At 34.9% G+C, this 21,788-nt stretch carries 24 protein-coding genes; 6 read left to right on the top strand and 18 right to left on the bottom strand.

What is annotated here, in order from left to right; all coding sequences use genetic code 11:
* Positions 1-33: 33 nt before the first annotated feature.
* The 4 genes from nadR to BTHG_RS00835 all read right to left on the bottom strand — a co-directional run bounded on the left by nadR (position 34) and on the right by BTHG_RS00835 (position 3,745).
* Complete coding sequence (nadR, locus tag BTHG_RS00850) at positions 34-1,065, bottom strand: multifunctional transcriptional regulator/nicotinamide-nucleotide adenylyltransferase/ribosylnicotinamide kinase NadR (protein ID WP_010280935.1); 1,032 nt, start codon at positions 1,063-1,065, stop codon at positions 34-36.
* Entirely contained in the window at positions 1,062-1,760 is a 699-nt protein-coding gene (gene pnuC / locus BTHG_RS00845) for a nicotinamide riboside transporter PnuC (protein ID WP_010280933.1), read from the bottom strand. Before pnuC ends, nadR begins: the two co-directional genes overlap by 4 nt.
* Positions 1,761-1,822: 62 nt before the next feature.
* Positions 1,823-2,593 (bottom strand): NUDIX domain-containing protein, encoded by a 771-nt coding sequence (locus tag BTHG_RS00840; RefSeq protein ID WP_042341479.1) that lies wholly within the window; start codon positions 2,591-2,593, stop codon positions 1,823-1,825.
* Between the two features lie 690 nt (positions 2,594-3,283).
* A complete protein-coding gene (locus BTHG_RS00835) occupies positions 3,284-3,745 on the bottom strand; it encodes a CarD family transcriptional regulator (protein ID WP_026021633.1) in 462 nt (153 codons plus the stop codon).
* Between the two features lie 326 nt (positions 3,746-4,071).
* Here BTHG_RS00835 and BTHG_RS00830 point away from each other — a divergent pair, with 326 nt between their 5' ends.
* A complete protein-coding gene (locus BTHG_RS00830; protein WP_010280915.1) occupies positions 4,072-5,226 on the top strand; it encodes a hypothetical protein in 1,155 nt (384 codons plus the stop codon).
* Positions 5,227-5,326: 100 nt separating this feature from the next.
* Here BTHG_RS00830 and BTHG_RS00825 read toward each other — a convergent pair whose 3' ends face one another.
* From BTHG_RS00825 to BTHG_RS00820, 3 genes are all read right to left on the bottom strand, one after another.
* Positions 5,327-6,238: an MBL fold metallo-hydrolase gene (locus BTHG_RS00825; protein ID WP_026021632.1), complete on the bottom strand. Its 912-nt coding sequence runs from the start codon at positions 6,236-6,238 to the stop codon at positions 5,327-5,329.
* A gap of 195 nt (positions 6,239-6,433) precedes the next feature.
* Complete coding sequence (locus tag BTHG_RS27230; RefSeq protein WP_083849024.1) at positions 6,434-6,640, bottom strand: hypothetical protein; 207 nt, start codon at positions 6,638-6,640, stop codon at positions 6,434-6,436.
* Between the two features lie 205 nt (positions 6,641-6,845).
* Positions 6,846-7,739 carry an alpha/beta fold hydrolase gene (locus BTHG_RS00820; RefSeq protein WP_010280911.1) on the bottom strand — a complete coding sequence of 298 codons (894 nt, stop codon included), beginning with the start codon at positions 7,737-7,739 and terminating at the stop codon, positions 6,846-6,848.
* Positions 7,740-8,469: 730 nt separating this feature from the next.
* Here BTHG_RS00820 and BTHG_RS00815 point away from each other — a divergent pair.
* Entirely contained in the window at positions 8,470-9,225 is a 756-nt protein-coding gene (locus tag BTHG_RS00815; RefSeq protein ID WP_010280909.1) for a SurA N-terminal domain-containing protein, read from the top strand.
* Positions 9,226-9,461: 236 nt separating this feature from the next.
* Here the strand turns inward: BTHG_RS00815 and BTHG_RS00810 are convergent, their stop codons facing one another.
* Positions 9,462-10,169 carry an HAD family hydrolase gene (locus BTHG_RS00810; RefSeq protein ID WP_010280907.1) on the bottom strand — a complete coding sequence of 236 codons (708 nt, stop codon included), beginning with the start codon at positions 10,167-10,169 and terminating at the stop codon, positions 9,462-9,464.
* Between the two features lie 203 nt (positions 10,170-10,372).
* Here BTHG_RS00810 and BTHG_RS00805 point away from each other — a divergent pair, with 203 nt between their 5' ends.
* The gene (locus BTHG_RS00805; protein WP_010280905.1) at positions 10,373-10,570 is read left to right on the top strand and encodes a hypothetical protein; all 198 of its coding nucleotides are present in this window, start codon (positions 10,373-10,375) and stop codon (positions 10,568-10,570) included.
* 5 nt (positions 10,571-10,575) lie between these two features.
* Here the strand turns inward: BTHG_RS00805 and BTHG_RS00800 are convergent, their stop codons facing one another.
* From BTHG_RS00800 to BTHG_RS00785, 4 genes are all read right to left on the bottom strand, one after another.
* Positions 10,576-11,001 (bottom strand): hypothetical protein, encoded by a 426-nt coding sequence (locus BTHG_RS00800; RefSeq protein ID WP_010280902.1) that lies wholly within the window; start codon positions 10,999-11,001, stop codon positions 10,576-10,578.
* 263 nt (positions 11,002-11,264) lie between these two features.
* Positions 11,265-11,774: a GNAT family N-acetyltransferase gene (locus BTHG_RS00795; RefSeq protein ID WP_010280901.1), complete on the bottom strand. Its 510-nt coding sequence runs from the start codon at positions 11,772-11,774 to the stop codon at positions 11,265-11,267.
* A gap of 180 nt (positions 11,775-11,954) precedes the next feature.
* A complete protein-coding gene (locus BTHG_RS00790) occupies positions 11,955-13,109 on the bottom strand; it encodes a DUF3231 family protein (protein WP_232284413.1) in 1,155 nt (384 codons plus the stop codon).
* Between the two features lie 300 nt (positions 13,110-13,409).
* A complete protein-coding gene (locus BTHG_RS00785) occupies positions 13,410-14,255 on the bottom strand; it encodes a hypothetical protein (protein ID WP_010280896.1) in 846 nt (281 codons plus the stop codon).
* A 432-nt stretch (positions 14,256-14,687) separates the two neighbouring features.
* Here BTHG_RS00785 and BTHG_RS00780 point away from each other — a divergent pair, with 432 nt between their 5' ends.
* Complete coding sequence (locus BTHG_RS00780) at positions 14,688-14,939, top strand: MBL fold metallo-hydrolase (protein ID WP_010280893.1); 252 nt, start codon at positions 14,688-14,690, stop codon at positions 14,937-14,939.
* A gap of 182 nt (positions 14,940-15,121) precedes the next feature.
* Here the strand turns inward: BTHG_RS00780 and BTHG_RS00775 are convergent, their stop codons facing one another.
* Positions 15,122-15,823: an HAD family hydrolase gene (locus BTHG_RS00775; RefSeq protein ID WP_010280891.1), complete on the bottom strand. Its 702-nt coding sequence runs from the start codon at positions 15,821-15,823 to the stop codon at positions 15,122-15,124.
* 215 nt (positions 15,824-16,038) lie between these two features.
* Between BTHG_RS00775 and BTHG_RS00770 the strand changes: the two genes are divergently transcribed.
* On the top strand, positions 16,039-16,314 hold the full coding sequence (locus tag BTHG_RS00770; RefSeq protein WP_010280889.1) for a hypothetical protein: 276 nt from the start codon (positions 16,039-16,041) through the stop codon (positions 16,312-16,314).
* A 135-nt stretch (positions 16,315-16,449) separates the two neighbouring features.
* On the opposite strand, the gene BTHG_RS00765 is transcribed toward BTHG_RS00770, so the two are convergent.
* On the bottom strand, positions 16,450-17,196 hold the full coding sequence (locus BTHG_RS00765; RefSeq protein WP_010280887.1) for a phosphotransferase family protein: 747 nt from the start codon (positions 17,194-17,196) through the stop codon (positions 16,450-16,452).
* A gap of 212 nt (positions 17,197-17,408) precedes the next feature.
* Between BTHG_RS00765 and BTHG_RS00760 the strand changes: the two genes are divergently transcribed.
* Positions 17,409-18,332: a hypothetical protein gene (locus BTHG_RS00760; protein ID WP_010280884.1), complete on the top strand. Its 924-nt coding sequence runs from the start codon at positions 17,409-17,411 to the stop codon at positions 18,330-18,332.
* 155 nt (positions 18,333-18,487) lie between these two features.
* On the opposite strand, the gene BTHG_RS00755 is transcribed toward BTHG_RS00760, so the two are convergent.
* The 4 genes from BTHG_RS00755 to BTHG_RS00740 all read right to left on the bottom strand — a co-directional run bounded on the left by BTHG_RS00755 (position 18,488) and on the right by BTHG_RS00740 (position 21,619).
* A complete protein-coding gene (locus tag BTHG_RS00755) occupies positions 18,488-19,669 on the bottom strand; it encodes an MFS transporter (protein ID WP_026021628.1) in 1,182 nt (393 codons plus the stop codon).
* Positions 19,670-20,011: 342 nt separating this feature from the next.
* The gene (locus BTHG_RS00750) at positions 20,012-20,521 is read right to left on the bottom strand and encodes a GNAT family N-acetyltransferase (protein ID WP_010280880.1); all 510 of its coding nucleotides are present in this window, start codon (positions 20,519-20,521) and stop codon (positions 20,012-20,014) included.
* Between the two features lie 217 nt (positions 20,522-20,738).
* Positions 20,739-21,029 (bottom strand): hypothetical protein, encoded by a 291-nt coding sequence (locus tag BTHG_RS23945; protein WP_010280877.1) that lies wholly within the window; start codon positions 21,027-21,029, stop codon positions 20,739-20,741.
* 77 nt (positions 21,030-21,106) lie between these two features.
* Positions 21,107-21,619: a GrpB family protein gene (locus BTHG_RS00740; protein ID WP_232284412.1), complete on the bottom strand. Its 513-nt coding sequence runs from the start codon at positions 21,617-21,619 to the stop codon at positions 21,107-21,109.
* Positions 21,620-21,788: the final 169 nt, after the last annotated feature.

Here is a 21,788-nt window from a genome sequence, read left to right as displayed (position 1 = left end):
CTCTGAGGGTCAGGCACCAGAATGTAGAAAAATTCAATTCGTAACCCCTAACCTTCCCTCTATCAACTCAATCGCCTTTTGTAGCCGCTCTTGATAGGTCCCGTTTATGCTAATGTACTGAATACCGTATTCATTCAGTAACTCCTTCAAGCGCTGATTATTTTCTTCGCGAACCTGTTGTTCCCCATGTACTCTTAATCCATCATCCACCCATTTGACGTCAGGCTCTAAAAAGAGACATAAATCGTATTTTTGAATCTTGGCTACTTCATCTAGGACACGTTGCGTTTTCCGATTATAAAGTTCTGAATAGAATTGAGTGACAGCTGCTTCAGTGTCAATAAAGACAATTTTATTTGCTCGTTTACTTGCTTCATATTCTTTTAGTTTATGACCGTATGCAATGAGAGGGTAATCCTCGTCTAGCATAATACCTTCACAGCCACCTATCTCTTCACAGAATTCCCTGCCATATTCACTTACATATGTCGTGTTATACATGAGGGCTAGATTTTTCGTAAGCGTTGATTTGCCACAGCTTTCCGTACCCAAAATGACGACCTTTTTGACGAAATACGGTTTCGCTACCTTCGGAATGTAATCCCAGTAAGCAAACACACCCTTCTTTCGAATCTCGGTTGCCGAAATCGGAACTTGTTCTCTTTTTCCATCTATCAAACAATGCATTGCCTCAGGATACAGTTCTTGAAAAATTGGGCCATATCCGATTTCAGAGCTGAACACCATATCAATGTTCTTCCCGATTGCCTCTTTTATTTTATTTGCCCCCTCCTTCCAATTGTAATCCTCATCTCCATCATAATCCTCTACTTCTATGACTTTGACGTGCTTCATATCCTTTGTAACTTGAGAAAGCCAGCGTAGCCTGATCTGACTTGGAATAAAGGTAAGCTTGCTCCCTTCACAAAGTTCCCGGTCCCTCTTTTCACTATGAGACAACACGACATACAATTCATCAACCATCGTGGAAGCTTTGATGATGGCGTACACATGTCCTTGGTGCAAAGGTAAAAACTTTCCACCGTAAAATCCAACCTTTTTCATATCATTTCCTCCCTTTTTTGCTTTTTATATACGTTCGACCAATTGTAATATCCGTACATACTATTTATTAAAAACGCTGACCACATGACAAGCATGGATACATCGTTTCCTCCTTGTAAAATCAAAGCCTTCAGCCAAAGTACAATGGATAGTACATTCACCGCAATCCAAAATAACCACTGTTCAGTGTATCGTTTGAGCATTAAAATCTGAGCAATCACCGATAATGTCGTCGTTGCCGAATCAATCCAGACTACATTGCCGCCTATTTTTTCTAAGAGGTACGCGTATAGAATAAAAATGACTAGGAATGAAGTAATTGTAAGGGTCCATCCTTTTTTCGTTAAAACACTGACTCTAATTTCTTCCCCTTGTACATTTTGGTTTGTTTTATGTTTATTCCATAAATAAAGTCCTACAAATTGTAGCGGAAAATAAAACAAGGCATTTAACATGACCTCGCCATATAGACCATATCCGTAAGCTATATATGCATAGGTTCCGGTTTGGATAATCCCAAAATAATAGTTACTAATCTTTCCTTTCGCAACCAACACAACACAAAGCATTCCTGAAATCGAGGTAATGAATCCAAGAATCGTATCATCCCAAACAAAAAACAAATACACATTCACAAGCGTAAACGTCACAAGCCATAGCTTTTCAAACAAGGTCCAGTCTTTTAAAACCTTCATTTTTCCCCACCCCTTATTGATTATTAATTAACAAATTGTTAATTGTAACAACGAAAAAAATATTAATATTTGGCATTATAGATGGATACATATGGATCATATTCATTAAATCGATATAGCTGTGCTTTATTTTTCGACCATCGATTCGTTTTTTGAGGTTCTCCATTCTTCATGACTTTTTCAATAAACGGAAGCGTTGGTGCTTTTCTGAAAAATTGTGCATCTAGCTTTAGCCAAGGTTCATCCATGACCGTTAACAATACCCCTTGCAGCTCAGACAAGACAAATTCCTTTGGCAAAAAGTTTTTCGCTAGCGTTGTTAACGACATATCCTTTTTAATAAACCATAACGCATCATCGATAATTTCCCTATGGTCAAAAGCAAGGTCTAGCTTAAACACTTCATCCATCGAGAATAATGCTACCTCGGCTGCGTCATCTGCTGCTTTCCTTTTTACTAGCTTATTTTCTGGAACAATTGCATAATGAGCATTTGAAATAATCCACCCCCGCTTATCGCGACCGAATTTGTCATAGACGCCAAAGTGCTTTACTTTTAAACCATCTATACCCGTTTCTTCGCTTAATTCGCGAACAGCTGCATCATAAGCCGTTTCCTCAGGTTTAATAAACCCTCCAGGCAACGCCCATTTCCCTCTTTCTATATTAAGCTCACCTTCTTTTGTTTTCTCTGCTCGTTTAATCAGCATAATTTTTAACTTCTTTTCTGGTGGCTTATATGGAGCTACTTCCGTTGAAATAATCGTAAAAACAGCAATATCACTTGTATATCCATCAGGAGTCCGATACTTACTCACATCATAACCCAACATATCCTCACTCAAGTCGTACTCACCTCATTTGTGTTCGTTTGTTAATTAACATTTCGTTAATTGTTATTAGTATTATATCAAACATTCGAATAATGTGTTACATAATATTTTCGACAAATATCTTTCTAACTTACTTACACCTATAGGTTCTAGTAACGTGTTACCCTTTCCTATTGTTATGTAAACAAATAAAAATGGCTTCCTCGTCAGGAAACCATTTTGCAGTTGACCATATTGTGTTATTTATTTTTTCCCTTTTACTAAAGAAGGCAATCAATTACTTTCTCTGTCTATATCTATGTAGAGAATATATAAAGATAGAGGTGAGAATGATTGTTTATCTTTCAAGAATTAATGACATAAATAATAGATTGTTTTACCTAAAACAATGAAAGCCCTACCTCTCTTTCATCCTTACGGCTCCTAGGCCGTGCCAGTGTGAATCAGGATTTCAAAAATCAAGTGACTATTTTGATCTAGTTATTTGATAAATCCTCAGTTGTTTGTAAAAGAAATATAAATCATAAGAAAATGGATTAGATTGTAGAAATAACAAAAAAGAGGTTAATACTCTAAAGGTGAGTTGAAGAAGTGAATGATTTTGAAAAGATTTACGTTAACTACTAAACATTTCCCTTTAAATTATTCAAGGTATATTCGGTAGATGAAGTATATTGTGCTACATTTACCTTAACAGAAACTTTTTATCTGATTTTCAGTAATCCCTTTAATTAATCCCAGTTCGCTAATCAAAAATTGATGTGCATTGTCTAACATTCTTTTTTCACTTGTATTAAGTGCCTTTTCTTTGTTCATACGCGTTAAATCACGTACAACTTCAGCACAATCAAGGATTTTACCCGTTTTTATTTTGTCCGTATTCAACTTATACCTTTGTTTCCACGGGAGTAATCTGTCAGATTCTCCATGCCGAAAAATGTGAATGATGTGTTGTAGTGCAACTATGTCAGTAACAGGTCGTATAGTCGAACTCACTATTTCACCTGTAGGAATCATAACTTGCATATTCCCAATTAACATTTTTATGACATAGTACTGTCGTTTGACCCCTGAGATTTCCTTTTCTTCAATAGCTTTAATTACACCGGGTCCGTGCATTGGGTAAATAATGTTATCGCCAATTTTAAACAAGTAATTCACCTCCATATATGGTAACCTTCTTAACCTTAACACACACGAGATTATTTATCAAATTTTTAATAATATCACAAATTAATTTTAATTGTCAACCACTTTTTCTTTAAAAACCAGAAACAGCTAAAACAATAGGCATCGCTTTTATCACTTTTTAAAAGGTATTAACCTATCTCCATAAAAAAACTGACAAAAGGAGTTTAGAATGTAGTGGATAGGACAGGTTTTCCTTTATACATTCCCTACCAAAGCCCTAACCATAATAAGCCCTTTTTCCCATCTTCTTTCTGGTAAAATAAAGAAATGAAAGGGGCTATTGGTTGATGGAATTACAAACAAAGGATAATCGAAATTATACGAATCAGTTGCCGAAGTGGGCCATTGGGTGCCATATTGGGCTTATCTTCATTTTCGTTTTACTCGGAATGAGCGTATTTGTTTTAGGTGTTAAGGAAGTTTCCGAGACGGGATTGGGTTTCTCCATTCTGCTATTTGTGATTGGTGTTACTTTTCTTGGGTTTTCTTGGTTCGCCTATCGAAATTTACGAAAATACTTGGACATTGTTATTACCATACAGCTCGGTGATAATGGGTATGAATACTACGCTAAGAACAAAAAGAAAGGCGAAGAGCAGCACATTTTTCTTCCCTATGAAAATATAAAATATGTTTTGATCGGAATGGATTATCGATTAAAGGCAAAGTCCAAACTCCATAGTGGCGATAATTATCAGATGAGAACAAAATTTCTTAAAGTACGTTCCTCAAAAATCATAATCTATGGAATCGATACTACGAATCAAGTAAGGGTTACTAGCTTTCCTCATGCGGAACAGAAGTCACTTGATGTGTGGATTGACGTTTTTAAAAAGAATGGGGTTACCATTTTCCATACGGATAAAGCCTTAACCGCTACTCCTAGAAATCCCGATGTCATTGAATCGATTCCAAAGGAACTGTTTGAAGGCTCACTTTCCTTCGTGATGGGTTCTGAGGCGGAGGACTTTGATAATCTCTTTCTAACGGAAAAACAGCAAGAAGTCCTTGCCGAAAAGAAGAAAAAGAACCGGAAGAATGGATTCTTATTTACGATTCTCTTATCCCTTTCACAGATTATGATGGTTTGTTTCTGGTTTCCACATTGGGATATCGTAGGAGATTCCTTTAGTGACAGCTCTGGCGAATTTGTCGCCCTATTCTGTACCGTTCTTTTACAGTTTTTTATTTACGTCTATAAGGGACGGGTAAAATGGTATGAACCAATACGGGATATGGCTATCATTTATATCGGTATCTTCATTGGTATCCTCCTCTCACCTGACGAGCGAACCACTTTTCAATCGGCGGTTCAGACTTATGCCATGATGACGATTGGAGCATTTTTGTTTTTTTACTTTGGGATGAAAGTTTATTCTTGGTTTGGTCATTTGTGGAACAATATAGGGAAAACGAAGCAAAAAGAAGATTCACGTTTTTAGGGGAAAGGCATGAATAGAAAAACAAGAAGATAGATAAAAAGACTAGGAGTACGAATTCTCCTAGTCTTTTTGCGATATGTAGGTATGTATCAACATTTACTTACATCACGGTCTCCCCTATTGATAATACCTTCAATTGCTCCTTCGGCAACTGGCGTTTTTCCCATTCTCGTAGTAACCGCTCTAAGGCTTCAGGCCCTGTGTCATCTGCCAATCGATAGGCACCATAATGCATGGGAACAAATTTTTTCGCTTCTAGTTCGATAAACGCCTTCACACTATCTTCAGGAGAAATATGAGAGTCTGCCATAAACCATTCCGGTTCATAGGCACCAATTGGCATAAAGACAATATCAATCCTAAACCTTGCAGCGATTTCCTTAAAACCGGAGAAATAGCCGGTATCCCCGACAAAATAAAACGTTTCAGTAGTTGTTTGAAATATCCACCCACCCCAATGGGATGTATTCATATCCGTTAGCGTCCTTCTTGTCCAGTGCTGAGCTGGGACAAAGTGAATTATGATTCCTTCGTATTCTAGCGATTCCCACCAGCTCATTTCTTTTATCTTTTTATACCCTTTTTTTATGAAAAGAGATTTCAACCCAATGGGTACAAAATAGAATGGATCTCCTTTTAGTTTTTTTAAAGTCGGAAAATCAAGATGATCATAATGACCATGTGAAATGACCACAACATCGATTTCTGGCAACTCTTCCAACGGAATTCCCGGGTCAGTTAGTCGCTTCTCAAAACCCATTCGTTTCGCCCAAACCGGATCAGTCAGAATATTAAGTCCATCAAGTTGAAGCAAAAAGGTAGAATGTCCAATCCAGGTATAAGACGTTCGACTTCTATTTTCCTTCATTTCTTGGATTCTTTTATTTGAACATTGAGGTATATTTTCAGATAGATCCTTCACTTTCCTTCGTCTTTCCTTCTGCCACCTTCGCATATCCCTGAACGTTTTCTTATTAGACACATCATTCAAATTACCATACTTTGTCTTCATAATCTCACCTTTGGGACAGAGGAACAAGTTCCGTAATCCCAGTCCTTTCTATGTTGGTTCAGGAGATAAGTCTTTCCACAACCTAACTAGTTTTTCAAAATCCAGTCAAATAAGGAAATCATTTTCCCTTATTTTTATTACCAAGTGGATCATTTTCTACTCTTAAAGATAGCTGAATGGTCTGTTTTAAAATTATTAACCAAAATTCCTATCCAAAAACAAAAGAAGGTAACTACCCGCACAAAAATAAATGGCTACTTGAGTTATCACGTACATTGAAAGTTCAAATAAAGTTAGTTTTCTTTCTCTCCTCACCTTTTTAAAATGCCTATAATAATAGAAGGAACATAAGAGTAGTATTATTGCTGAAAATTGAAATATATTTTCCAATAAATGAACCAAAAAATCATCTCCTCCATGATAAAAACTGATGAGCCTGTATGATATTGTTCGCCTCTTTTTAAAAGCAATCACTATTTTTGGCAGCACTTAAATCCGCAAACCAATATTTTTGCATTTGAAAATAAACTAAAACATGAGTTGGGACTAATCGTTACTGATCGAGACTACCTTTTTCTTTGGCTAAGGCATCTGTGACTTGAATACCTTATTTCCTTTCATATTTCTCTATACCATTCCACGTTTGAAGTAGCCAATCTCGAAAAATGATTTTTTCTTCAAATTGCGGATAATGTGCGGATTTTGCAAAAACAATAAATTCCTTCATAGGAGCCTCAACGTTATCATAATATGCTTTTGCTGCATTCGTAGAAGTCATGTAATCGTATTTTCCCATAACAACATACAATGGGATTTCTAAACTATTAACGATTGTTGTAATATCATTTTCCTTTTCTTCATCAAGTAATAACTCTTGTGTGACTGAAATCCCTCTTAAAAAACGAATGACATCAAGCAAATTGTATTCGGGGCTGGTTAGAAACCCTTTGTAATAATCCATATTGTCATCAATTAACCTAGATGCCCCTCCATACTTCCGAACCATATCTCTAGGGGTATGTTCTTCCCCTTTTTTAATAGACTCTTCAAGAAGCTTGAGTTTATCTACATCCTTTTGATTTCCAGCTTCATTTGCTTGACTAATTGTATATGTAAGGCTATCTACTTCACTGTTAATAGAATTTGAAACTTGCCCAATCCCGATATAAGCTGCATATTTGTCAGGGGATTTATCTGCAGCCTTCATCCCTATATATGTACCGTAAGAATGGCCAATTAATAAAACCTTTTCCTTAGAAAATTCATTTCTTACATAGTCTGTTAGAGCCAATAGATCCTCAACATGTTGATTTGAGGAAATAGTAGAATAATCTTCAAAGAACCGATAGGACTTTCCACTTCCTCTTTGATCATAATGAACAATCGTAAAATGCTCTTCCAGCACATCTTGATACTTTCTAACATATGGAATTTCAGAGCAGCCAGGTCCACCGTGTATGAAAATGATAACTGGATTGTTTCTGTCAACACCTCTCACCATGACTTCTAGTTCTGTTCCGTTTATTTCGATGCTTTCTAATTTGGCAATGCTGTTTTCTCCATCTATCTTAGGTGTCCAGGTTGGAAACAATAACAGTAAAAGTATGAACAAAGGTATGGCTATGACAAAAATGACTTTCTTTTTTTGCTTTTCACTTATAAAACTCCTTTTCTACTTTTTGCCTCACCCTTCCAAAAAGATGGCGTGCAGTTCATTCGTTGTAGAATGTAGAAATCACTTGAATAAGAAATATATAGGTATGTTTCGTTATTACTATATTCACTCAATAATCTACAGTCAGTATAGAATTCAACCATTTGTATTCCTTCCCTCTTCGGGTAAATACTTCGTTAGCCTAATAAATTCAACAAAAATAGGAGATAATCCTTCTTGGACTATCGCATCACCGGTATGTTTACGTTTTGAAGAAAGGAGTCTCTATCATCGGTAGAATGTTAATTATCTTCTTGAATAACCCACTTTTTCCATATTTAATAATCCCATTAAAAAATTCATTCACAATGAAGATTGATTTCGTAAATGCAAGGGCATCCCCCTCCGAAGCTTTACATTTACACTCAATCTATGATTATTATCAATTGTTTCAATCTTGTTATAAATATTAAAAAAGAGCCATTGAGTTTATTTTTGGTAGAATAACCTTTATAATTGCGCACAAGAGAATTTTTTAGTGAAAATTATTCTTGTAGCTTTAGAAAGGAGATTGAATATGAAAAAAATAATGTTTATATTTGTAACTGGTCTAATGGCTGTTGTATTAGCAGCATGCGGAGGAAATGAAGATAATAAAGTCGCTGACAATAGTAATAAAGCAAATACAGAGGAAAATGAACAGCAAAAGGCAATGGATGACATGCAAAAGAAATTGGAAGCACAGCAAATTGATGAGAAGAAAACGGTTGCCATCGTGAATGATACAAAAATTTTAGGAATTGACTATAATGGCACTTTAGCGTCAATACAAGGACAGATGCAGCAAATGGGACAAGACCCGACTTCTAAAGAAGCTGCAGAGCAAGTAAAAAACCAAACAATTGAGAACTTAGTCGGACAAACTCTTCTTCTTCAAGAAGCAAATAAAAAAAGCTATAAAGCTTCAGAGGCAGATATTAATAAGAAGTTGGAAGAACTAAAAAAACGATTTAAAACCGAAAAAGAATTCGAATCTGCTCTAAAAAAGTCCGGCATGGATATGAAAACACTACAAACTCAAATAGCTGACGGTATTAAACTAAACCAATACATTGAAAAAGAAGTGCCCGCTGGTGAAATAACCGATGAAGAAATTCAAAAAGCGTATGATCAATATGCGGAACAAGGAAAGACTACAGGGCAAGAAATTCCAAAGCTTGAAGAAGTAAAACCGCAAATCGAACAATCCCTACAACAGCAAAAACGGCAAGAAAAACTCACTCAGCATGTTGAGGAGTTAAAGAAAAATGCAAAGATTGAAATTAAGATTTAAATGGTACACATAAAAACCAAAGGGGCTGTAATATGCCCCTTTAGTTGAAAGTGAAGATGACCCAAATATGTAATGGTCATCTTCTTTTTTATTCATAATTACTTTTTAAAAGATTACGGCCCTACTTTCCTATCGTTAATCGTTTCTACATAATTGTTTCTATTTTGTTTAATAGAAGTTAAAATGAAACCGAAATAGGAACCAGAATGACAATCCCTGATACCTACCATAACGACTTAAGCCTTTTTCGTAAATAATTCTAATAATTCCTTGGCGCTATGTACTTCTTTATCTGGTGTATAGATAGCATTTGTAGGTAAAGCTTTCTTACGATGATTCATCCAGATTGCTTGCCATCCAGCTTGTTTTGCTCCGATAATATCTTTTTCAAAATTATCCCCGATATACACGGTTTTAGTTTGGTCAAGGCCCAGTTTCTGTTCAATAAAATCAAATACTTCTCTTTTCGGTTTTGCATGACCAATCGTACCAGAAATAAACGTCATCTCTGCCGGAATCCAACGGCTAAGGCCGAGCTGTTTAATTTTCATTGCTTGATGTTTTTCTTCACCATTTGTAAGAATCCCTAGCTGTTTCCCTTCTTTGTGAAGTACATTTAGTAGTTCTTCAACTTCCGGAAACAACGTAATGTTTTTTTGTTCAGTCACATACATTTCATGAAAAATCGTCGCTTTTTCCGTATCTATAGGGATGTTAAAATCCTTACAGGCAGCCATGATTCGCCCAGTTTGCCATTCAAATTGAGTTATTTCACCTGCTTCACTTTGATCAAATAAAATCTCGCTATACTTACGACTAGCTTTATATAATTGATTGATTTCTTCGTCTGAAAATGGCTCTTGAAAAAGCTTCCTCACCGTTTTATAAAAAGACTGTGCTTGATCATACAGTGTATCATCAACATCAAAAATTATCGTATCCATTCTCATAGCCCTCCTTCTATTACGATAATATCACTTATTTATCAACTAGAGAAAACTGAAAGCCCACCTACTAATCCCTTCATAGAAATCGCGTAAAAAATAATATCCTCTACCTATTGACACTTACGTTGAGTAATCCTTTATAGCAGCAGTTGAAAGAAGTGATAAAAAGATAAATATGAAAGTAAAAGAAGATAGCCAAAATGGTTAAATTTTGTGGTTTTGATTTAGCTAAAGTTATGGGTGAAGCGATGTTTGGCATACCGGATGTTCTGCGTTTCGATTTAAAGTTTCCTGTAATTCTGAGGAATTCACTAAATAAAGTGATGACACATCTTCTTTTAGAACTTGCCCTACAAAAGAAGCGCACTCTTTTTTTAGGGAGTGCGCCATTTTCCTGATAGAGCTAAAACCCTCTAAATTCATGAAGGAGGACACTTAATTCTTCGTTCTTTTTAATAAAATCATACAGGTAAGTTTCTGTAATAATAAACTGTTCTCCGTTCTTACGCTTTGTAGCTAAAGTCTGTTTACCATCACCATCCGTTATTTGAAAACTATGGATAATTCGATTCCTCATTTCAATAACTTCAGAAAACCGAGAAGTAATTTTTGTATCTGAAAGTCTAGTTATAGTCTCTTTAATTGGTTGACTAAGTTCACCAGAAGTATAATCAATTAATTCGTGCCAATTAAATCTGTTATTCTCATCATTTCTAAGTATATTTTCAATGATAAATGCATTGTTAGAGTTGAAAACACAGATTGCACTTCCTAACAATTCCCTATACTTCCTTGACGGTAAAGATTGTCTAGTATATTCTTCATACATTTTCTCTATTCACCTCACTGTTCAGGGAAAAAAGCATTCCTAATATTCATTATTAATCAACAAAATAACCAGATTGTTGATAGAATTAAAGACGATTTATCCAACTAAACTAATCTGTTAGTTGAATAATTAAACAAATAGTTGCTTTAATCCTTCTTGGATCAATACACCCTTAATGAAATAATCCTTATGAATGCAAATCACTTATGAACAATCAGAAACAACATATTGTTTTTCACTAGTTTACAATTAAAAATCCAATATTAGGAATAGACGTGTTTAAATACCCAGTTTTTAAAGGATTGATATGCTTGTTCTTGTAATGGCTGCGGGTAAGACATTAATACAAGTGAAACGGGGCTTCGCCCTTTTGCAAGAGCTGGTTGGACATAACCCCACTTACTAAGGCTAAAGCCATTTCGTTCATAAAAACCAGCTCGTCTTTTTTCGATTTCCCCCTCGGGTGGTTCGATTTCAATCACGGTAGACTTTTCGTGCTGCTCGAGAAAAGCTTGGAGTAGTTTCGACCCTAAGCCACCATTGCGAAAGCTTGATTTAACGGCAAAATGTTCCAGGAAGATAAAATCGGGTCCTTCCCATGTGGCAAAAAAAGCAGCAAGCTCATGATCCTTTTCATAAACGTATATATGATAATGAGGGTGAGAAAGTAAAGAACGTTGCATTTGGTAAGGCCTATATTCATCACTAGGGAAAGAATCTTCAAATAATTGATAAAGGTCTTCAAATCGTTCTTCTTGTAAAATCGTTAACATGTGATTCTCCTTGAATTATTCATCATTTTTATAGTCTTATTATAGCATGTTGTGCATTGATTTTTTTATCACTTAGCTTTAGTAAAAATAAAAAAGGTGGTTAATCCTGCTTAGATTAACGCACCCATTACTTTAAGTGTAATTCTTCACAAAGTATATAGTTGCTCCAAATGCAAAAACTTAGGATTTGTAAAATTCATTCCGATCAATCGGTTGCGGAGGTCTCTCCATCCATCCACGTTCAATTAAAAGTTTCTGTCCTTCGTTGCCGTACTTCATTACCTCCACTATAAAAAGGGAATACTGAGCTGCTAAATCCTTTCTTAATGAAACAGACAAACCATCTCCGAGTGTAGAAATAGCAACTTGGTTTGCTGCACTTATTGTATATAGTATTAATTTTTCAGAAAATGGGGACATTGTTGAATTCGTTACCTCCATTGGTACTGGGAATCCGATAAAATGGTCATTTTCTTTCAAGAATTTATCAAATGTATCAATTTGCTTTTCAGACAGCTTTTTCCCCTTTAATAAATAGTCCTTTATCTCCTTATCCTTCGTTACCTGTATAAATCCCAACAAAAGTATTAGACCAATAGCGTTTCTTTCGATATCTTGAAAAAGTTCTGCTATTTCTAAAGCGTTAAGAGGTCTTTTCTCACTTAACCAAGTATTTATTAATGATGATTGATGTTGGATAAACTCTACACTTTTTGGATATTCCATTGATGGAGCTCTATCATTAAATCCTTTAGAGAGCATGAGACTTAATGCTTTTTTATGTAATCTTGTCTTACTATATTGACACTCTTCATAAAAGGTATAAATATCGAGTCGGGTTACCTTAGTAAGAGAATTAGCTAAAAAAGGTATAATTATTTGCGTTCCTCGATAAAGAAAACTTAATGCAAATGAGTCTTTATATAAAGCAGGAGCTGATAAATCAATATCTTTATCAGAAAACCCCTGTGGTAATGGAAAATTTTCATCCGTAAAAATTTCTTCTATCTTTTTTATATGTGATTCAATTAATAACAAAGCCTCTTCGATAATTGTTTTTATTTCATCATCTTGAAGATGTTGTAGAAAATGTTTGTAAAAACAGCGTACAGCAGTGTTGTCATTATAATGCCTCCAAAGAGCTGCTATTTCGGCAGTGGTTAGTTTAATATGGTCATGATTATTTTCCATAGAACACCCCTCCAAATTATCAATCATCAAGGTATAATATGTCCATAATGGGAAAAAGTATAAATGAACAACAAAAACAAAACAATCGTAAACAAAAAGGGTCTTAGCTAGGGAATTAGCAAGACCTTTTTTATCTTCAATCATCAACTTATCCTTCATTTATTTCATCGCCTTCTATATGACCACCTGTTGGAACTAGAAACCCTGCTAGGAAAGTATCTATTTTTTTGAAGAAATAAAACTTCTTGTTCCTCGTTAAAAAGGAAAGCGACTGCCATTTGTCTAAGTTTCAAAAATTCCACCCTCTTGTTATGACCCTAATAACATATTCTTTAATATCTATACTGGATCCTTCTTGAACTAAACTGTCCCCGTTTGTTCAAAAATGAATTCAACAAAAAAAGGTGGTTAATCCTTAATAGATCAACACACCCGTTAGCTTAATTAATAAGATTTTATCCTTTTATTAAGTTTATCACTTAATTGTTCAAAGTTTTTTACTGCATCTGGTAATGATAATTGCTTTGCTAATGTAGTTCCTTTTTGGATAGAATTTCTAGCCTTTTCATATAGATTTGCCTTTATTTGAGCATCTGCAAGTGTATACCAATAGAACCACGCATCCATTTTTGATATCTTATTATCATAAAATTTTTCAATTGTAGGGTAGTATCTAGAGTATAATTCTTCATCTAGAACTAATTTTTCTCCATTCCATTTTAAAACATCAACAAAATAAGTGTCTGCAATGTATCTCTGCCAATCAGCTATACCAACTTTTTTATTACTTAATAGTTCCATCATATGATACGGAACTTCTGCTATCATTATTAAAGAGTTATTATTCCATTTAAAAATCTCGATCTTATTTCCTATTGAAGCACCAATTGTGACACCAAAGAGATACTCTTTAATTCCATCACCAGTAATATCAGCAAGACCTGAATAATCTAATCCTACCCCCTGTGCTTGGTTCTCCCAAGTCTTTTCCCATCTTTCATTTTCTTTTCTTAATACTACTACGCCAAATTGTGAAGGATTTGGTTGTTTTTTTGCTTTTATTTCAAAAGTAATAATAATCTCTTCTTGTCCATCTTGGTTAAAATCATAAAACTGAACTGATTTATTTGTTTTAGGTTTTTCAGTACTTTCCAGTGTTGAGTTTGGTGGTAAAACCTCATTGATAATGTCTGTTAGGCCTTTAATAGGTTTTACTTCAGCGTAAGAAATAATAGGTGATAAATTTAAAATGATTGATGCAAATATGGTAATTAAAATAATTCTTTTCATCGATAATCTCCTTTATTTAGCAAATATTAGAGATTATTGTTCCCTGATGTTATCCTGAATATCTGTAACCCTTGTTTAACTAAACTGCCCCGTTCGTATTATAAGGTTAACCAGAATGCTAAATATTTCTGGTTGACCATTTTTTATATAGTTTTATTATATCAGTAGCCAGGGTAGAACGTAACTGCCCGTGGGGCTTCGACCCCGACAGCTAAACTGTTCGCCCCCTACTTGTAGAAACATGATTGAGGCTGGTTGGGACATAGATCTCGTATAACAAGCGAAGCTGTGACACTGCATGGAGGTAACAGGGGTACTGGCAAATTACTAGTTTAGGAGGAGATTTAGAATGAATCCAGTCGTTGGTCTGGATGTTTCAAAAGGGGAAAGTCAGGACCTACTATTACTTTTACTGACAGGATGACTTTAAACATGAAGAAAGTTACCTTAGAATTAAGTTTTATTGGAGGGCAACATGCAGATGATTCAATTTTGATAAAAGAGTTAGATTTAAATGTTCTTTTTGTAGGGGATTGTTTTTATCCAAAGTCTCCCGATGGTTCTCCATCCTTAGATATTTTAAAGTTATTACATAAAGAATCTGTAAAAGTGTATATCCATGGGCATGGTGCCCCTGCTAAACATGAAGAATTAGAAGCTTTTATTATGCAAATTGGGAAATAACTTTTTATATATACTTAACTAGCGCATGCAGTTTATGCAGGTAAAATAAATAACAAAAAGTCGATTCATCTAATAAGAAGTCGACTTTTGTTATTTTATCTTTTCTAAATATGCCCTTTATATCTTGACGACTGATAACCACACACATCGATTAATTTAACATTAACTTGTAGTAAGATACCTTAAAGGTCCCGTTCATTCCCAATGACGTTAGGTGAGTCCCCATAGTATTTTTCTATAAATAGAGGTATTTCGGCTAAATCATTGACTATGAAATCGGCTTCAACTGTACTCCATTGAATATCTTTTTTCCAAATCCCTATCATCCCGACATTTTTAGCAGCTTCCACATCATTTTCAGGATGATCCCCAACAAATATACTTTCATTAGGTCCAACTTTCAGCTGTTCCAAGGCCCTTTTAAATATTTCTGGGTCAGGTTTTTTTATTCCTTCCCATTCAGATACTAAAATAGTGTCAAAATACTTTTCAACACCCAGTGCCTTTATATTGTCCATCTGAAACTGCCCTTTTCCATTTGTAATCATTCCTAACCTTACTTTCCTTCGTTTTAATTCTTCAAGCATATCTATAAGATTAGGAAAAGGAACACAATTATGTTTAAACTCATCAATATAATCTTGAAGGAGTTCCTCCCATTTTATATCAACAATCTCAAATTCAACTACTAATTGTTGGTATACCTTATCTTTCCATACATACCCACGATTGTCTAATTCGATAAATCTTGTTACATATCTCTCTCTAGGAATATGACCTACAAATTTATTTAACCTGTCATATTGAGTATTTATGAACATTCCAACTGATTCATCCCTATTCAGCAATGTTCCATCTAAATCGAATATAGCTGCTTTAATCATTTTCCACTCTCCCAATAGTGTCAAAGATGTTTAATTCCTTATAAACCATCGTTGTTCCCTTTTGTTACCATGTATATCAATATTCCTTCGTTGGCTAAGTAACTAAATTCAACAAAGATATACAATAATCCTGCTTGGATCATTTGCGTCAAAATGGAAAAGATTACTATTTCTATGTTAAACTTTAAATAGTAATGGGAGATGGAGGGAATAAAATGAAACGGACAATCGGATTATTTCTTATTCTACAAACTATACTAACTTATTTAACTATTGATATTCTTTATGACCCTACTCCTTACCAGTTAGAAATGACAGATTTGAGTACAGGGATTACTACAACATCATATAATCATCCTCTGTGGTTTCCCGTTTCTCATGTCATTTTAATTATCTCTTTTATTCTTGGAGTATACTTAGTTTTAAAAATAGAAATCGAAAAAAGTATATTATATCTTAAACGGGTGCTTAGGTTTTACAAAAATAAATAATAATAAGTACACAAAAGTCACAACACGAATGACAGAGGTTTCTTAATTGATTTTTAGTTTTGTACTTCGAAACAGAAACTTTGTAACGAACCTAACTTGCTTCATTCATACTGTAAAAATTATATTCGTATTTTTTTATGGGCTGTATCGATTTATACACTCAATTAGTCTGTCAGAATCCTCTGATGATACATTCTCAGATAATCTTGCTCCAGCAATGATTGGAGCCCATTGAAAAACTTCAGATTTTAATAGTCCACTCTTTTCACAATAAATCTGCAAGTATATATCAGCTAATTCAGACGAAAATTGGGAGTATAACAGATAAGTCCGATATATATCAGCGCGAATATCTCCAGCACTTGAATCAACCCAATCGATAACAACGACTTGGTTTTCACTCATAATCAGATTAAATAAATGAAAATCCCCATGACAGAGCCTACTTTTGTAGGTAAATGATTCCAATCTATGTAACAAATAATTTTTTTGTCTACTATCTAATTGTTTCGCACGCTCAATTTGACGGTATAATTTATCATACATTGGTTCGATTTCTTCTGGAATTATACTATGAATTTTCCGTTGCATATCAACTGAAATAGTCAAGTAATATTCTGCTCGTGCTTTATCTTTGATAAATAAATCTCCCAATGTTTCTCCCTTAACATATTCCATTATGATCGCTTGTTTTCCGTTTATCTTGGTCACATCAAAAATTTCAGGTACAGGAAGTCCACATGAATAGGCATATTTTTGTTTATTTGCTTCATTTATGGATTCCGTGTCCGGTAAATATTCGTTGAAAACTTTTACTATTTTGTTATCAAAAAGATAAACTTTTGCAGTATTTCCTCTTGCTATTGGATTACCTAAAATCATTGGGTTATCTCCTTACATTTTTAATTGTTTTGCTTAATTCATACTATAAATTTCAACAAAATAAGTGATGATCCTGCTTCGTTCAACTCACCCACCTTACGTAATACTTTCTATGAATATATGAAAAATAAATGATAAATTTTCCAAATCATAAAATAATTATGTTAGACTTGAAAAAGGTAAAATTATGGAAAAAGGGGAATAAAAATATAATGAAATGGAAGGTATTAATAATATCGGGTACGGTTGTGGTCGGAGCTAGTTTAGTCGTGGGGTTCACGAAAGTTGACGCACCTACCGAAGCAAAAGCGGACGCACCAACGAAGGAAGAAATCAATGAAATGATGAAAGATTATCCGAAGAATACACCTTTGACGCCAGAAATGTCCGACAAAGTGACGAAATATCTTGAAACAGTCGAAATGAATGAAGAACCAAGTCACGAATCATGGAAGGACAATCCAACTGTAGTCGGTGCGGTTGTGGTCTATCAACGAGAAGACGAAGCACTTCAAAAGAAAATCAGATTCACTCTTCCATATGGATCATTACTTCATTACAACACTTTTGAAAAAGGTTTCTATCCGCAAGAACTTCTTGACCAATCGGTCGAACGTGACCTTCCAATCTTGGAATCCGTTAAGGCAATGTCAGACAATGCACCGTTGAACATATTGATTGACGAAACTATCGAAGGCATAACAGTAGCAATGACAAACGGGGACGCCGAAGCATATTTTGAAGCATGGGCGCATTTGGACTCATTTCACGATAGAATCGGTGAATTATCCGACCCCAGAAACGTTGAAGCACGAAATGAATTGGATAGATTCACACTAGAAATTCCTGAATATTCAACGTTAGAAGTTTTTGTAACAGACATTGCGAAGAATTGGGCGGACGGTTCAGAATATCGAAGTTATCAAGACGATAGAACAGCGGAAATGAACCTTGCGAATTCCGTACTTCATTATGTGAATTGGTTCGAATCTTCAATTGAAGAAGCCGGAATGACCGAAGCGTTTGAAGAATGGCAACTGACCGCATATGTCCTTGCATTCACGAAAGCAGGAGAAGACGAATCCGTTCAGGAAAAATTTGAAAATCAAATGAACAATATCTTATCAAACCTTTAATCGGCGGGACTTCCCGCCGATTTTTGTTTTATAGATGAGAATTTGCCCCTGGCTATATACTCCTATTTCTCTCATTTTTTTGTAGCATTATGGCTCTTTTAAAATTCCACCTTAGTATTTCGTTTCGCTTTATGCAAAAATGGTTGTATTACCTTTCATATTTTTAAATTTTTTACTGTTCTTCCCTTTTCAATAACAATGGTTGCCCCAAATAAAACGAGGACAAAAGTAACTAGAAATACTGGGAAAAAATTCATACTGAAACCTTGAAATAGTACCCCTAATAACGGAGGTAATACGGTGATCCCAACATAACCAAAGGCTACTTGTAACCCAATAATAGCACCCGAATTTTTTTCTCCAAACCTTCTAGGTGTTTCATGAATCATGGTCGGAAAAATGGCAGCACATCCAAGACCAATGAGTATAAATCCAGCGTACAAAATGCTACCTCTTCCAAAAGCAACGGTAAGAATCCCTATAAAAAGAGTGATTTCACTGAATAACAACAACTTTTGGTTAGACAGCCAAAAAGTAATGAAGCCTGAAATTATCCGTCCTACCGTTATACTTGCAAAAAATATTGATATGATAAAACTAGCATTTACTGCAGTTATTGACTTCACTTCAATTAAGTAACTACTCCCCCACAAAAAAATGGTTCCTTCTAAACCAACATAAAACACGAAGGATAATAAAGAAAATAAAACGCCTGTTTGTTTCCATACTGACCCAGCAGAAGTTGTACTTTCTTCGGACTTTTTAGATACCTTTTTTTCGTTTTTCTTCCAAAGAGGAAGTGAAAAGAAGAGTATAAACAATAGCGTCAATTGAATGACGCCAATAATCAAATAACCGTTTCTCCAGGAAAAATCATTATTTAACACAACACCCATAATCATGGGTCCTATCGTTGCTCCAATTCCCCAAAACGCATGCAACCAATTCATATGATGTGCCTTCAAGTTTGCAGCGACGTAGTCATTTACAGAGGTGTCAATAGCACCTGCTCCAAAACCCAAAGGAAGTGCTGCAACTATCAGTAAAAAGAAATTTTGTGTAACCGCAAACCCTATCAAACCGATTGAAGTAAGCAATACACTGCCCACTACTAGCTTGCCCGTTCCTATTTTTTGAGTGATTCGTATTGCTTGCAAACTAGAAATAACAGTACAGATTGCAATTGTCATTGAAATGATTCCAACCGCACTGTATGCAACATGAAATTCCCCCACCATCGTAGGCCAAGCTACTCCTAAAAGAGAATCAGGTAATCCCAAACTGATATAGGTGGAATAGATTATGAATATAAAAACTAATTTTCGTAAATTTCGCACAGCTTTCCTCCATTATTTGCATATGTATAAGATTCAGACGATCAGTTCTGTTTCTGCTTTTTCGTTAGCATCTTACATTATAGCAAATAAGGCTATAAGTCTCGTTTTTTATGTGAATCAAAGAAAAAATCCTTATAACAGGAGAAAAATATACTTGGTTTCGTCAGCGATATATCCCATCTCATTTTTATTAACTGATTCATGTCTTTTTCTACAGCCAGTCTAATATTCAATTAATTTCACCCTATAAATAATGATTTCTTTTTCGCCTATTCCGAGCTAATTCAATAAGAATCCAACAAATCCTTTTTGACTCAACGCACCCCTTTAGTTGAAGTAGGACTACTTTAATTCTTTCCCCATTATCACATATGGCTGTATCGAATTGCTTGGATAAAAAGGTTCTTTTAGAACCTTCCAATGCAAAGACTCATAAAGTGATCGTGCGGAATTATTATCGATTTGAGTTGTTAATATTGTGGTCTTATTGTCAACCTCTTCTACTAGTTTTGAAATTAGTATTTTACCTAGACCTTGTTTTCTATATGATGGATGTACTGCCAATTCAACAAATTCAAAGCAATCTTGTAGCCAATTATGATACTCTTCTGAATTAAATTCCTTTGCAAGTAACTCGTGATAAAACTGTCCAGGTAATGAAGTATAACCATATGAAAAGCCTATTACTTTATCTTCTTTAGACAGAATTACAAACCCTCTAAACCCCTTATATGAGCTATGTTTTAAAATCCGTTCTTTTATTGAATTATCCTCATAATTCCAAACATCTTTATATAGTTCTGATACTTGTTGTACTACTTCGTTACTTGCTAATTCTAATACTTTTACCATCCGTTTTCCTCCATATCAATGAAATTACCTCTGCAAATTTAGTACAATAACTTCCACTAAATAAGCGGTAAACCATCTTGGAATAACAGTTCCCGATAGCTTACGTACATTTTTTCAACAAAGAAAACAATCTAAATTTGTACAATTTTATCTAACTAAAAAATGCAGTACTTCTTACGTACCCAAAATGGACTGAGGTACTGTCCCCTCGGTCCACTTACTTTTTTTCTTCGCTTAGACGGATAATCTCATCAACAACGTGATCAATCGGTGCGGTTGCGTCGATAATCGTTCCGTTTTTCGGAATGTCTTCTTTCGTTTGGTGCAATTGCAAAACAAGTTCACGTTCTATTTTCTTTGCACCCCATTCATCTTCCGGTCGTTCGTCAAGGCGCTGGTTCAATGTGTCTAGGTCGACCTCAAGGACAAATACTCCGTCAAATAGGTCTATGAATTTCGAAAAGTTCCTAGAACCACCACAGAAGAATGTAATAAATTTAATATGCAACTAATCTAATTCGGCACCTTCTTATTGAATAATCGCACCCTTTAGTTGAATAAGAACAATCATTGTTTCGTAAACATCTACTTTTCTAGCATCTGATATTCAGGAGTCTCTATTAATCTTTCGAAAAAAAATTTTTTTGCCTCTCGGTAACGGTCCATATCCTTACCTTCAAACTCTGCTTTTAAACGATCATATTCCTCTCGGTATTGTTGATTCATTAATAATACGTCTCGAAATTTCCAAAAGAAATCCAACTCTGACCCGATAACGGTCAGTTGCACTCCCAAAGGGGGGGATACTGAATCATCTTTAAATGAACAGAAAAATTCATTTCTTGTACTGCCTTCATTAAGCTCATAAATTCTAGAAAGTTCTTGAACTGCTTTTTGGAAATTGGCAACATCAACTCGTACTTGTATATCCAAATCTCCCTTTGTAATGCTGTTTGGAATAGCTGAGCTACCGACGTGCTGTATATCGGCTTCTGGAAGTACTTTTGTTAGTATGGATTTATGTAATAAAAAAGTTTTCTCTGCCTTTTTATTAAATGAATGATTTTTTATAAAGTTTACTTTCTCCAATTGATTCACCGCCTATTAAAATGTAATCTTCTTTAACTATCCTGCACCGTTCGTTCAACAAAGTTCTATAAAAATAGCGTTAATCCCTTCTTAAATCATCAAACCATTACTTGAACATTTTTTTGCATATCATATCCCTAAGTTAGCTGTGAATGTGCTAAATGTTCCAAAAATCCCC

Origin of the sequence: Bacillus timonensis (assembly GCF_000285535.1) — a bacterium.
Classification (GTDB): Bacteria; Bacillota; Bacilli; order Bacillales; family Bacillaceae_L; genus Ferdinandcohnia; species Ferdinandcohnia timonensis.
The sequence above is the reverse complement of the archived record's forward strand: the minus strand, read 5'-3'. Positions and strand labels throughout refer to the sequence as shown.